Genomic DNA, 12,449 nt, shown 5'->3' on the forward strand with positions numbered 1-12,449 from the left:
GAACGCACTCTGCCGGAGGTGGGGCGTGGTTGATCCCGACGAGCACGAGATTGCCGCGATCGCGGCGGCCAGCCCCATGGCGGGCGAGTACCTGGAGAGCATCGGCAAGACCGATCTCGCGGTGCTGACCGAGGCGGAATGGGTGACGCTGCTGGAGGTGATCATCACCGCCTACCAGGACGAGCTCGCGCGCCGGCTAGATCACGGTCGCCATCCGGCGCCGCCGCTCGCTGCGGGTGGCCGCCCATGAGTGGCGTCACCTCGGCCCGGGAGGTCGCGCGCCGGCTCGGCGTCTCGCACACCGCGATCCAGAACGCCGAACGTGCTGGGCGAATCGCGCGGGAAGAGGACGGCAGCTGGGACGTGGAGAGCGTCCAGCGAGGTCTATCAGGAAAGCCTGCGCGCGAGCGCCGCGCCAAATCTGATGTCGCGCCAGATCAGACCGGCGCTGCCGATGATGCCCCCCGCCCTGTCGGTGGAAGCGGCATCGCCTCGACGCGCGAGCTTGCTCGACGCCTCGGCTGTTCCCACACATCCCTGCAGAAGGCAGAGCGATCCGGCCGCATCGCGCGCGAACCGAATGGCCGCTGGGATGTGGAAAAGGCACGCGCGGGCCTCAAGACGCGGGCAAATCCAACGCAGCGCGCCCCACACGGCTCGCGGGGGCCATGGGCCAAGCCTGCGCAGTACTTCGCCAAGCTCGACACCGACATCATCGGCCCGGTTCGCAACATCCATACGGAGCTTGAAGCTGCACGCCGCGCGCTCCAGCGCGCAGCCGAGCAGATTGCCGCCCTCTATCCCGAGATCCTGCGCCTGGAGCGCGCCTGCGACGCAGCGATTGCCGCACAGGAGCGCGGCAGCGAATGACGGATGCTCCCTCGTTCATGGCCGACTACGGCGAGCGCCTGGTCGACCATGGCTACTCGGTCATCCCCATCATGCCGGGCACGAAGGTGCCGGGGCGGTTCACGGGCGGGGAATGGTCGCCGTATCCCGATTGGACCCGGCATTGCGACCGCCCGACGAAATCCTTCGAGGTGGACATCTGGCGCCGCTGGCCGGGCTGCGGCGTGGGCATCGCCACCAGTGCCGTGGTGGGCCTCGACATCGACATCCTGGATGGCGCGCTGGCCATCCAGATCGCGGAACTCGCCACCTCCATGCTGGGCGACACGCCCTGCCTGCGCATCGGCCGCGCCCCAAAGCGGCTGCTGGTCTATCGCGCCGCCACGCCCTTCGCCGGCCGGAAGCGCCTGCCGCTCGAGGTCCTGGCGCGCGGCCAGCAATTCGTCGCGCATGCTGTGCACCCCGATACCGGGCAGCCATACGTTTGGCCCGAGGACACGCTGCTCGACACGCCGCTCGCACAATTGCCGGTGCTGGACGAAGCGGCGGCCATGGCTTGGCTCGATCGCGCCCACGCGCTGATTCCACCTGAGCTGCGTCCACGCTCTCTCCATCTTCCGTCCGACAGTGATGCGTGGCGCGGCCCGTCCGATCCGCGCGGCACCCTGGAGGCGGTGAAGGCGGCGCTCGCCTATCTCCCAAACGAGGATCTGGACGGCGCCTCCTGGATTACCATGGGCAACGCCATCAAGGCGGCGCTCGGCGAGCAGGGACGCGAGGTCTGGCTCGACTGGTCGAAGTCGAGCGGCAAATCGGGCAAATCGGGCAAATCGGACACCGCGGAGCGGCGCTGGGCCAAGCTGCGGCCGCACAGCATCGGCGCCGGCAGCATCTACGGCTGGGCCATCGATCGCGGCTGGGTGCCGCCGCCCGAGATCACCCTGAACGCCGCGGCCGCGGAGCGCGCCGTGCAGCCGCATCCCGCCGCAGCGATGCTGGCCAGGGCAGATGCGACGCCGCCGGCCACAGCCGCGGACATCCATCCTGCCGCGGCGCTGCTGGCGAAACTCGACGCCAGCCGGGCGAAGCAGCAGGCGGCGCCACTCCCCGTACCGGACACCATCCTGCAGCCCGGCGGCGTGTTGCAGATGTTGGTGGATGAATGCGTTGGATCCGCGCTGCGGCCGCAGCCCTTCCTCGCCCTCGGCGCCGCCATCTGCGCCATCGGCGCGCTGGCCGGGCGCCAGTACCGTACCCGCACCGATCTCCGGACCAACATCTACATCGCCGCCGTGGCGGAAAGCGGCGGCGGCAAGGATCACGCGCCGGAGGTGATCCGGCGCTGCTTCGACCTGGCGAAGCTGGACCGCTACCTCGGCGGCGAGAACCTGGCCTCCGGCCGCGGCATGCTGTCCGCATTGGAGCAGCATCCTGCCCGACTGTTCCAGATCGACGAATTCGGCCTGTTCCTCGCCACCGTCACGGGCGGCAGGGCGCCGGCGCACAAAGCCGAAATCTGGTCCGAGCTGATGAAGCTCTACAGCCGGGCGAAGGGCATCTACCGCGGCACCGAATACGCCAACAAGAAGGACGCGCCGCGCGTCGACATCCACCAGCCCTGCGTCTGCTTCTTCGGGACCACCACGCCCTCGACGTTCTGGAAAGCGCTGGAGGGCGGCGCGATGATGGACGGATCCCTCGCGCGCTTCCTGGTCTTCGTCACCGACACCGATCGGCCGGAGCGAAACCGCAAGGCGGGCATCATCGCCCCGCCGCCCGCGTTGCTCGATGCCCTGAAGGCGATCACCCGCGGGGCAGGCGACGCCCCTCCGCCAGGAAACCTGCCGGATGTGCATGTCGTGCCGATGTCGGCCACCGAGGAGGCGACGCCCCACACCGTCCCCATGACGCCAGCGGCAGAGGCGATGCACGACCGCAAGCTGGCCGAGGAAGACGTCTGGGCAAAGAAGGTGGCCGGCACGCCGCAGGCCGCCATCGTCAACCGCCTGGGCGAGAACGCCAGCAAGTTGGCGCTGATCTGCGCGATCAGCCGCGATCCGGCGCATCCGCAGGTCACCGAGGCAGATGTGGCCTGGGGCTGGGCGCTGGCCGAGCACTGCACCAGGACGGTGCTCCGCGACGCGCAGCGCTTCCTGGCAGATAGCGAGTTCGAGAAGCGCCTGAACAAGGCCATCAACATCATCGGTAAGCATGGCCCGTGCAGTCGCCGCGACATGTTCCACAAGGGGCTGAAGCTGACCGCGCGGGAGTTCGGCGAGGTAATCGAAGCGCTGGTGACAAACGGCGCGGTCATCGAAACCGCTGCGCCCGCGTCCGGCGGTCCCGGCCGCCCGGCTGGCTCCCGCTACCTCCTCGTGCCGCCGCCAGGCGATACGCCAGCCGAGGAGGCCGCGGGCGATGAATAACAAAATCCCGGCCACCCCCGCTAAGCCACTGAAATTAGGCTTTTGTGGATTTTGTTATTTCGTGCGCGGGCACGAAGGGGAGACCTCGCCCCACATGCGCGTGGGAGCAGGACAACACATCGCAGTACATAATAACAAAAATAACAAAAATATATATATCAATAGGATAGCCGGGAGTTCTGTGACCATCGGGGGGATTGTGTAGATGGCACTCCCTGGCTCGCCCCGCCTGCCGCGCTGCTGCCTCGACCGCGGCACCTGCAGCGCCACCACCACGCCCGAGATGGAGATGCTGCGCCGCCGCGTGTGGCAGCAGCAGGGCGTCGTCTCGCTGCACCTCGAGGACATCACCGATCCCTGGCTGCGCCAGGCAATCCAGAACGAAGCCGTGCGCCGCTGGGGCCCACGGCAGCAGGAGAAGAATCATGGCCGGTAAGCGGAAGGCGAAGACCTCGAAGCAGAAGGAATCGATTGGCCCCTCGAAGTGGCGGCTCCAGCATGGCGGCTTCACTGAGGCCGTTCGCTCCGCGGATCCGGAGACGGGCGTGCCGGTCGCCCATCGTCGTGCCGTGGACACGCTGGGCGCCATGCAAGCCAACGGGACCATCACCGCCGAAATGTTCGAGGCGGGCGGGATCTTCCGGCGTCAGTTCCGGTCCGCGATGCTGGACGGTCTGCGCGCCATGCCGCTGATTCGGATCGTGGGTGGCGGAGGCGACTGCATCACGGAACAGCAGATCGCGGCCAGGGACAGGGTGGCATCCGCCATGGAGGTGCTCGGCGGCTCGGATAGCGCCGCCGGGAGCTGCGTCTGGCACGTCGTAGGCCTGGAGTGCTCGGTCCGCGAATGGGCGATGCGGCAGGGCTGGGGTGGCCGGACGGTGCCGGCGACGCAGGCGCAGGGGATGCTGGTCGCGGCCCTCAGCGTGCTGGCGGCGCACTACGGCTTGGTGTCGCGGGGGCGCGCCGCGTGACCCAACGTGGACGACCTACATCTCGCCCTCAGCGGCCTTCAGCTTGGCCGTCACGTCCTGCACCCCGTCGAGGCGCCACACCGTGTCTCGGAGCATGAAGCGGGAGCTGTTCGTGTGTTCGGTGAACCTCGCCTCCTTCGTAACGACATCAACGGGGATGAGCGCGCCCCGCGTCACGCGAAACTGCTCGTCGAGCAGGACAGCTGCGAGAACGTCGAACGGGCGTGAGGTTAGCCGCCGAATCGCTGACAACTGCCGAGAGCCGTTGTGAGCTGTGAGGCGGCGGCATTTGATCTGGTACCGCGTGCCTTCTGCATCCGTCGCGTCGAAGCCGGCGGAGGAGTTGTTCACGAGATTCCAACCAAAGGCGCGGCTGAAGAGGAGCTCGGCGTAGTCGCCGGCTGGCCCATTTGAGCTCCGGACGACACCGCGCGCCCGGAGTTCGTCCAGAACGCTTGCGTGCAGTAGCAGGAGCTCGGCGACGCCGTGCAATTTCAGGTCGACCATGCCGGTACGGTGTCCCTACAGCGACGCCTTGCCAGCCAGCGACCAAGCCTGCAAGGCGGCTTGCTCTGACGTCGGCTCTTCCTTCGTTGGGAAGGGGGCATGTTCGCCCAGCAGCACGACTACGATGAGATAGGTCAGTAGCCGCCGGTCGTATTCGTCATCGGTCTCGCCGTACTGGTCGGGATCTCGGTTCACCCGCACCTGCCCGAGATAGAGCTGGTCGTCGCGCCAGATCGCTTCGACGTCGTAGATAAGCATGCCGGTCCAGCTGCGCCGGAACAGGAGCCGGCCGCTCTCCGTGTAGATGAACCACTTCTCCTCCATCACCGTCGGGACAAAGCCCCGTGCAATCATCCAGGAGTCGAAGGGACCGTATGTCTGGTCAAGGCTGAAGAGGCTGGACCGCGCAGGCATCGGTGGATGATCCCGCCCGAAGCTTTCCGCGTTTGCACCGCGAAGGATCTGAGCCGGCGTCCGGCCGAAGGTAGCGTCAAGGTGCTCCGCAGCGGTCGGGCCAGGAGGCGGCGGCTGGCCCACGAAAATGAAGGTCGGGCCAGAGGGTGGGCGTCGCCGAAGCAGGAGTGGGCAGTAGGTCTCCAGCCAGCCGTAATCGGGCGCAGCCAGGATGGCTGTGCGGATTGCACCGTCGTCGTCCTTCAGCGTGCCGACGAGGTGTCGGTCTCCCCGGAACAGGACCCGCAGCATCACCTCGCGTTCGCGCGCAGTAACCCGGTGGATGGCCTGAATGAAGCTCAGGCGTAGCATCCCCTTGCCCGTTTTCTGTGGTTCTACACGCGTCACAAAGACGGGGCTGGCGCCCCAACCCGGCAACAAAACCGGCGCTTCAAGCCAACACCACCAGCCTGGATCCAGAACAACACCGTCGCCCACGCGATCGCTCCTGCCTTCTTCGGACAATGGTGCCGCGGAAACGAAGAGAAAGGAACAAGAGCGAAAGAATGTCGCGTTGATGCCCGAAACTCATATCGGGTAATCTCTCGACAGTCGTTGAATTGCGGCTGCGGCTGGTGGCTCCCGAGCCACTCGTCCGCTGATCAGCCATAGTCGCTTTCGAGCCGCAGGGTCCTTCCTGGCCCCGCTGTATGCGGGGGGCGGAAGCGCGCAACATCGCTAGCGCCAGGCCGAAAATATGGGTTGCGGTTTGCAGCCTTCGCCTGTGGCTTCAAATCGTTAGCTGCAAACTGACGCCGCGCCGCGGCCCTGCAAACCACCTGCAAACCGGATGGTCCCATGACGCTCCCCTGGATGGCGGCCAAGATCCTGCTGCGTCCGGTGGCGGAACTGCGCCCGCATGCCGGCAACGCCCGCATGCACAGCGCCGAGCAGCTGGAGCAGATCAAGGCCAGCATGCTGGCCTTCGGGTTCACCAATCCGCTGCTGGTGGATGAGGAAGGCGTGCTCATCGCCGGCCATGGCCGGCTTGAGGCCGCGACGGCACTCGGCATGGCCAAGGTGCCGGTGATCGTGCTGCGGCACCTGTCCGCGGTGCAGAAGGAGGCACTGCGCCTCGCCGACAACCGCATCGCGGAGAACGCGACCTGGGACCAGGCGCTGCTGCGCGATGCGCTCGCCGCGGTGCAGTCGGCGCAGGACATCGACCTCGCGGCACTCGGCTTCTCAGCGGATGAGCTCGCGGACATCCTCGAGGCGGCTGGAGATGCCGTGTCCAACGGCGACGCGCCCGAGGCTCTGTCCGCGGATCAGGCCGAGGGGGGCGGTGCAGCGGGCGCGGCGGATGCGGAGGAGCCGGCGGAGGATCCCGCCGATGCCGATCCGGAGCCGCCGCGCCAGGCCGTCACTCGCGTGGGCGACATCTGGCGGCTGGGCGAGCACCGCCTCGCATGCGGGGACAGCACCAATCCCTCTACGGTCGCGCGCATCATGGGCGCCGAGCGCGCCACGCTGCTGTTTACCAGCCCGCCCTATGGGAACCAGCGGGACTACACCACTGGCGGCGGCACCGATTGGGACGCCCTGATGCAGGGCGTGTTCCAGCATCTCGATGCGGCCATGCGGCCGGACGGCCAGGTGCTGGTGAACCTGGGCCTGATCCACCGCGACAGCGAATGGATCCCGTATTGGTCCGGCTGGCTCGACTGGATGCGCGCCCGCGGCTGGCGGCGCTTCGGGCTCTACACCTGGGACCAGGGGCCTGGCCTGCCGGGGGACTGGAACGGTCGCCTCGCGCCGGCCTTCGAGCTGGTGTTCCACTTCAACCGCCAGGCCCGGCAGGCGAACAAGATCGTGCCCTGCAAATGGGCCGGCACGCCGAACAAGGGCAGCGGGCTGCGCGCCGCGGATGGCACCATCTCGGAATACCAGCACGCCGGGCTGCCGGTGCAGGACTTCCGGATTCCGGACAACGTGCTGCGCCTGACCCGCCACAAGGGCCGCGGCATCGAGACCGAGCACCCCGCAGTGTTCCCAGTGGTGCTGCCGGAGTTCCTGATGCGCACCTACACGGACGAGAGCGACGTGGTGTTCGAGCCCTTCGGCGGTTCCGGCACCACCATCATCGCTGGCCAGCGCACCGCTCGCCGCGTTCGCGCGATCGAGCTGGCGCCGGCCTATGTCGATCTGGCGATCGCGCGCTGGCGGATGCTGCATCCGGACCTGCCAGTGACGCTGGCCGACGATGGGCGCGACTATGACGCCGTGGCCGCGGCGCGAATGGAGGTCACCGCGAATGCAGCCTGACCTCGTGATCTCCGCTCTGCCGCTGGCAGCGCTGGTCCCCTACGCCGAGAACGCCCGCACCCACTCGCCGTCGCAGGTCGCGCAGATCGCGGCGTCCATCGCTGAGTTCGGCTTCGTGAATCCGGTCCTGGTCGACGCCGAGGGCGTACTGATCGCCGGCCACGGCCGCGTCATGGCGGCGAAGCAGCTCGGGCTCGCCTCCGTGCCGGTCCTGCGGCTCGGCCATCTCTCGCCCGCACAGGCGCGAGCGCTGCGACTCGCGGATAATCAGATCGCGCTCAACTCGGGCTGGGACGAGGCGCTGCTCGCCGCCGAGATCGCCCGCATCCGCGACGAGGCGGTGGTCGATCTGGACGTGCTCGGCTTCTCCGGCATGGAGCTCGACCGGCTGCTGGCGGCTGCCGATGCCGACCTCGACGGCGACGCCGATGACGCCCCGCCGCCACCCGTGGTGCCAGTGTCACGCACCGGGGATCTCTGGCGTTGTGGGGAACACAGGCTGCTTTGCGGCGATGCGACGAAGCTGGTCGACGTGCAGCGCGCGCTCGGCGCTGGCCACCTAGCCGACATGGGCTTCGTCGATCCACCCTATAATGTGGCATATGAAGGCGGCACGGCGGCGAAGATGACGATCGCCAATGACGCGCTCGGCGGCGGCTTTCCCGAGTTCCTCCGCCCGGCCTTGGCCAACCTGCTCTCGGTGACGAAGGGCGCCTGCTACGTCTGCATGTCCTCCTCCGAATGGCCGACGCTGCATCGCGTCTGGCAAGAGGCGGGCGGCAAATGGTCCAGCACCATCATCTGGGCGAAGAACACCTTCGCCCTCGGTCGCGCCGACTATCACCAGCAGTTCGAAGCGATGCTGTACGGCTGGAAGGCGGGCAGCCAGCACTACTGGTGCGGTGCGCGCGACCAGGGGAATGTCTGGCACTTCGACAAGCCGGCGCGCAACGACCTGCACCCCACCATGAAGCCGGTGGCGCTGGTCGAGCGCGCCATCCGCAACAGCAGCAAGCCGCGCGACACGGTGCTCGACTGCTTCGGCGGGTCTGGCACCACCATGATCGCGGCAGAACGCGCGGGCCGTCGCGCCGTGCTGCTGGAGATCGATCCCGCCTATGCCGATGTGATCGTGCGGCGCTGGCAGGAGGCGGCGGGCGAGGCCGCCGTGCTGGAGGGTGATGATCGCATCTTCGCCGATGTCGCCGCAGCACGCGGCGTCGTCGATCATGATGTGATCCAGACCGCCGAATCATAGCAATTCCGTACCGCTGCATCTTGCTTGGCTCACGCGCGCCACAGCGCGAATGGTCCGTCACAGGCAGAGCACCCCGCCCTGCACCGCGATGGAGACCAGCATGACCGACCGCGAAGCCCGCGCCGCCCGCAACCAGGAAAACAGCCTGGCCGCCTTCCTCGCGAAGAAGGCCGAACTCGACGCCCTCCTCGCGGAACTCACCCAGGCCAGCGCGGACCATTTCGACGCGGACCCCGAGACGGTGCTTTGGGGCGAAGCGGCTTGGCTTTCGGATGCCACCGCGAAGCTGAAGGACATCGCGGACCAGCACTTCCGCCGCGGCGAATACGCAGCCTGACGCGGGCCTCTCCCGCACCGCCCCGACCGGTGACGCCGGCGGGGCTCCCGGCAGTAGGGGCCGATGACCGGCACCCGGAACCGGAGACCACCACGATGACCCAGCTTTCCGACACCCAGCGCGTGATCCTGAGCGCCGCCGCGCAGCACGAGATGGGCCTCGCCCGCGCGCCGAAGACCCTGCCGGCCGCGGCCCGCAACGCGGTATTCCGCAGCCTGATCAAGAACAACCTGCTCACCGAGATCAACGCGCCGCGGGAGCATGTCGGGCTCGGCTGGCGCCAGGATGAGGACGGCACCTGGATCGTGGCGCGCATCACCGACGAGGGGCTGCGCGCCATCGGCATCGACCCGAACGAGGGCGACGCGGGGGCCGGCGAGCCCGACTGCTCGGGCATCGAGGGCAGCGTGCCCCACACGGCGCCCACGGTGGCGCCCGCCGCGGAGCCCGCGACACCGGACGCCAAGGTCGCCGAAGCCGCCCAGCCCGTGCCCCTGACGGAGGAGATCGCCATGCTCGACCAGGCCCTGGCGGTGCGCAGCGCCACGCCGCGCACCAGCCTGCGCGACGCTGCCGCGGCGGTGCTCGCCGCTTGGGATGACGAGGCCAACCGCGCCACGGACATGATCGCCGCGCTCAATGCCCCGATGGAGGCGCTGCGCACCCTGCTGGCTGGCAAGCCGGCCCGCGCCCCGCGCGACGCCGGAGCGCCACGCAAGCCGCGGGAGGGCACGAAGCAGGAGCAGGTGCTGGCCATGCTGCGCCGGCCCGAGGGTGCGACGGTCGCGCAGATCGCCGAGGCCACCGGCTGGGCACAGCACACGGTCCGCGGCTTCTTCGCCGGGCTGAAGAAGAAGGGCCACGCGGTTGAGGTGATGTCGCGCGAGCGGATGGTCGGCCCCAACAAGACGGGGGCGAAGGGCTCCTTCACCATTTACCACCTGCCGGCCTGACCACGGAGCCGGACACGTCGAGGGCCCGCCGCCGGCAGGTAGCGGGCCCTTGCTCGTGCTGACCATCACGTGCGGCGGGAGGTCGCCGCCATGCCGGAACTGACCGCCTCCACGCGCGAGGCCGCGCGACGCCTCGGCGTCAGTGACACCGCCATCCACAAAGCCGAACGCGCGGGCCGCATCGCCCGTGAACCGGACGGCCAGTGGGATATCGACAAGACCCGCCGCCGCCTGACCGAAACCGCCGATCCCGCCCGCTCGCCCCTGGCCAGCGGTGCTGGCGCAGACGGCACGCCGTTCGCCCGGCTGAAGGTCGCGCAGCTCGCCCTGAAGGTGGAGGCGCAGCGCCTCTCGCTGGACGAGACCAAGCGCCGCCTGGTCGATGTCACCGAGGCCAATGCCGCGCTCGACGAGATCGGCAGCACCATGCGCGACGCGCTGCTGAACTGGCCGGCCCGGGTCTCCGGCCTGATCGCCGCTGAGATCAGCGTCGACCCGCATCTGCTGCAGACCATCCTGCAGAGCCACATCAACGACCTGCTGACGGAGGCGGCCGATCGCTTCGATCCCGCAGGCCTCGGAGGGGATCGGCCTCCGCAGCCGTGAGCATGTGCGCCGGCGTGTCGGCGCGATGCTGCGCCCGCCGCCGCAGCTCACCGTCTCGGAATGGGCCGAGCGGCATCGCATGCTTGGCAGCCGGGCGTCGGCCGAGCCGGGCCCCTGGCGCACCAGCCGCACGCCCTACCTCAAGGACGTGATGGACGCGCTCTCGGCGGTGCATCCCGCCCGGCGCGTCGTGTTCATGAAGGGTGCGCAGGTCGGAGCGACCGAAAGCGGCAACAACTGGCTCGGCTACATCATGCACCACGTGCCGGCGCCCGCGCTGGCGGTGCAGCCGACCGTGGAGCTGGCCAAGCGTTTTTCCCGCCAGCGCATCGACCCGCTGCTGGAGGAAACGCCGGCGCTGCGGGAGCGGGTTGCGCCGGCCCGGGCCCGCGACAGCGGCAACACCATGCTGTCGAAGGAATTCCCCGGCGGCATCCTCGTGCTGACCGGGGCGAACAGCGCGGTGGGCCTGCGCTCGATGACGGCGCGGTTCCTGTTCCTGGACGAGGTGGATGCCTATCCCGGCGACGTCGCCGGCGAGGGTGACCCCATTGCCCTGGCCGAGGCGCGGGCGCGAACCTTTGGCTGGCGGCGCAAGGCCTTCCTGGTCAGCACGCCCACCATCGCCGGCCGCAGCCGGATCGAGCGGGAGTACCTGGCCAGCGACCAGCGGCGGTTCTTCGTGCCGTGCATTGCGTGTGGCGAGATGCAGTGGCTGCGCTTCGAGCGGCTCATCTGGGAGAAGGGAGCGCCGGAGACGGCGCGGTATCACTGCAGCGCCTGCGACCACCCGATGCAGGAACACGACAAGACAGCCATGCTGGGCAGCGGGGAGTGGCGCGCGACGGCCGAAGGCCAGGATCCGCACACCATCGGCTTCCACATCTCGGCGCTCTACTCGCCCGTGGGCTGGCTCTCCTGGGAGCAGATAGCCCGCGACTGGGAGGCCGCCCAGGGCAAGCCCGAGGACATCAAGACCTTCAAGAACACCGTGCTAGGCGAGACCTGGCAGGAGCAAGGCGAGGCGCCGGATTGGGAGCGCCTGGTGGAGCGCCGCGAGGATTTCGCCATGGGCGTCGTCCCGCCCGGTGCGCTGGTGCTCACCGCCGGCGTGGACGTCCAGGACGATCGCCTGGAATGCGACGTCTGGGGCTGGGCGGAGGGCTTCTCGTCCTGGCTCGTCGACCACATCGTGATCTCCGGCAGCCCGCGGGACCGGGAGCCCTGGGATGAACTCGCTCGGGTGCTGGCGCGCGACTGGCCGCGCCAAGGTGGCGGCGCGATGCGCATCGCCCGGCTCTGCGCCGACACCGGCGGCCGCGACACCGCCGCTGTCTATGGCCACCTGCGGCGCCTGCGGGATCCGCGGATCGCGCCGACCAAGGGGATCGACGGCTGGAACCGGGCGCAGCCCGTCCAGGGCCCGACGCCGGTGGACGCGCTGGTGAACGGCCAGAAGCTTCGGCGCGGCCTGAAACTCTGGACCGTGTCGGTCTCGACCTGGAAGGCCGATCTCTATCGCCGGCTCTGGCTCGGTCGCGGCGACGCGGAGGAGCTGCCACCTGGCTGGGTGCATCTACCGCAGGCGATCGAGGTGGAGTGGGTCAAGCAGCTGGTCGCGGAGCAGCTGCGCACCACGAAGGATCGCCGCGGCTTTGCGCGGCAGGAATGGGCGAAGCTGCGCGAGCGGAACGAGGCGCTGGACTGCGCCGTGCTGGCGCGTGCGGCGCTCTGGCTGCTCGGTGCGGATCGGTATGGCGACCGCTTCTGGCAGCAGCTGCGCGACCAGATCGCCGATGCTCCGCTGCGGGTGAGCGAACT

13 protein-coding genes are annotated in these 12,449 nt (G+C 68.9%); 11 read left to right on the forward strand and 2 right to left on the reverse strand.

Annotated elements, in window-relative coordinates:
* Positions 1–25: 25 nt before the first annotated feature.
* The 5 genes from J3S20_RS23905 (at position 26) to J3S20_RS23925 (ending at position 4,249) form a co-directional block, all read left to right on the forward strand.
* Entirely contained in the window at positions 26–250 is a 225-nt protein-coding gene (locus J3S20_RS23905) for a DUF6511 domain-containing protein (RefSeq protein WP_216839292.1), read from the forward strand.
* Positions 247–870: a hypothetical protein gene (locus J3S20_RS23910; RefSeq protein ID WP_216839294.1), complete on the forward strand. Its 624-nt coding sequence runs from the start codon at positions 247–249 to the stop codon at positions 868–870. The genes J3S20_RS23905 and J3S20_RS23910 overlap by 4 nt, the downstream gene beginning before the upstream one ends.
* Positions 867–3,275, forward strand: a complete 2,409-nt coding sequence (locus J3S20_RS23915) for a DUF3987 domain-containing protein (protein ID WP_216839295.1) — start codon at positions 867–869, stop codon at positions 3,273–3,275. Before J3S20_RS23910 ends, J3S20_RS23915 begins: the two co-directional genes overlap by 4 nt.
* A 205-nt stretch (positions 3,276–3,480) precedes the next feature.
* Positions 3,481–3,711: a hypothetical protein gene (locus J3S20_RS23920; RefSeq protein WP_216839297.1), complete on the forward strand. Its 231-nt coding sequence runs from the start codon at positions 3,481–3,483 to the stop codon at positions 3,709–3,711.
* Positions 3,701–4,249, forward strand: coding sequence for a DUF6456 domain-containing protein (locus J3S20_RS23925; protein WP_216839299.1), 549 nt, complete (start codon positions 3,701–3,703; stop codon positions 4,247–4,249). The genes J3S20_RS23920 and J3S20_RS23925 overlap by 11 nt, the downstream gene beginning before the upstream one ends.
* A gap of 15 nt (positions 4,250–4,264) precedes the next feature.
* Here the strand turns inward: J3S20_RS23925 and J3S20_RS23930 are convergent, their stop codons facing one another.
* Together J3S20_RS23930 and J3S20_RS23935 are read right to left on the reverse strand one after the other, a co-directional pair.
* Positions 4,265–4,756, reverse strand: coding sequence for a hypothetical protein (locus J3S20_RS23930; protein ID WP_216839301.1), 492 nt, complete (start codon positions 4,754–4,756; stop codon positions 4,265–4,267).
* A 15-nt stretch (positions 4,757–4,771) separates the two neighbouring features.
* Entirely contained in the window at positions 4,772–5,647 is an 876-nt protein-coding gene (locus tag J3S20_RS23935; protein ID WP_216839303.1) for a hypothetical protein, read from the reverse strand.
* Positions 5,648–6,007: 360 nt separating this feature from the next.
* Here J3S20_RS23935 and J3S20_RS23940 point away from each other — a divergent pair, with 360 nt between their 5' ends.
* From J3S20_RS23940 to J3S20_RS23965, 6 genes are all read left to right on the forward strand, one after another.
* Positions 6,008–7,474, forward strand: a complete 1,467-nt coding sequence (locus tag J3S20_RS23940) for a site-specific DNA-methyltransferase (RefSeq protein ID WP_216839305.1) — start codon at positions 6,008–6,010, stop codon at positions 7,472–7,474.
* A complete protein-coding gene (locus J3S20_RS23945; RefSeq protein ID WP_216839307.1) occupies positions 7,464–8,732 on the forward strand; it encodes a site-specific DNA-methyltransferase in 1,269 nt (422 codons plus the stop codon). The genes J3S20_RS23940 and J3S20_RS23945 overlap by 11 nt, the downstream gene beginning before the upstream one ends.
* A gap of 100 nt (positions 8,733–8,832) precedes the next feature.
* Positions 8,833–9,069, forward strand: a complete 237-nt coding sequence (locus J3S20_RS23950) for a hypothetical protein (protein ID WP_216839309.1) — start codon at positions 8,833–8,835, stop codon at positions 9,067–9,069.
* 95 nt (positions 9,070–9,164) lie between these two features.
* A complete protein-coding gene (locus tag J3S20_RS30480) occupies positions 9,165–10,022 on the forward strand; it encodes a DUF3489 domain-containing protein (RefSeq protein WP_246603208.1) in 858 nt (285 codons plus the stop codon).
* Between the two features lie 90 nt (positions 10,023–10,112).
* Positions 10,113–10,628 (forward strand): MerR family transcriptional regulator, encoded by a 516-nt coding sequence (locus J3S20_RS23960; RefSeq protein ID WP_216839311.1) that lies wholly within the window; start codon positions 10,113–10,115, stop codon positions 10,626–10,628.
* A 4-nt stretch (positions 10,629–10,632) separates the two neighbouring features.
* Positions 10,633–12,449: phage terminase large subunit family protein (locus J3S20_RS23965; protein ID WP_343215286.1), on the forward strand; the 1,817-nt coding region annotated here is incomplete at its 3' end.

Source organism: Falsiroseomonas tokyonensis (genome assembly GCF_019024325.1).
Taxonomy (GTDB): domain Bacteria; phylum Pseudomonadota; class Alphaproteobacteria; order Acetobacterales; family Acetobacteraceae; genus Falsiroseomonas; species Falsiroseomonas tokyonensis.

Coding starts and splice junctions, on each gene's coding strand:
- J3S20_RS23910 (WP_216839294.1), top strand. CDS start 247: ATGAGTGGCGTCACCTCGGCCCGGGAGGTCGCGCGCCGGCTCGGCGTC.
- J3S20_RS23915 (WP_216839295.1), top strand. CDS start 867: ATGACGGATGCTCCCTCGTTCATGGCCGACTACGGCGAGCGCCTGGTC.
- J3S20_RS23920 (WP_216839297.1), top strand. CDS start 3,481: ATGGCACTCCCTGGCTCGCCCCGCCTGCCGCGCTGCTGCCTCGACCGC.
- J3S20_RS23925 (WP_216839299.1), top strand. CDS start 3,701: ATGGCCGGTAAGCGGAAGGCGAAGACCTCGAAGCAGAAGGAATCGATT.
- J3S20_RS23930 (WP_216839301.1), bottom strand. CDS start 4,756: ATGGTCGACCTGAAATTGCACGGCGTCGCCGAGCTCCTGCTACTGCAC.
- J3S20_RS23940 (WP_216839305.1), top strand. CDS start 6,008: ATGACGCTCCCCTGGATGGCGGCCAAGATCCTGCTGCGTCCGGTGGCG.
- J3S20_RS23945 (WP_216839307.1), top strand. CDS start 7,464: ATGCAGCCTGACCTCGTGATCTCCGCTCTGCCGCTGGCAGCGCTGGTC.
- J3S20_RS23950 (WP_216839309.1), top strand. CDS start 8,833: ATGACCGACCGCGAAGCCCGCGCCGCCCGCAACCAGGAAAACAGCCTG.
- J3S20_RS30480 (WP_246603208.1), top strand. CDS start 9,165: ATGACCCAGCTTTCCGACACCCAGCGCGTGATCCTGAGCGCCGCCGCG.
- J3S20_RS23960 (WP_216839311.1), top strand. CDS start 10,113: ATGCCGGAACTGACCGCCTCCACGCGCGAGGCCGCGCGACGCCTCGGC.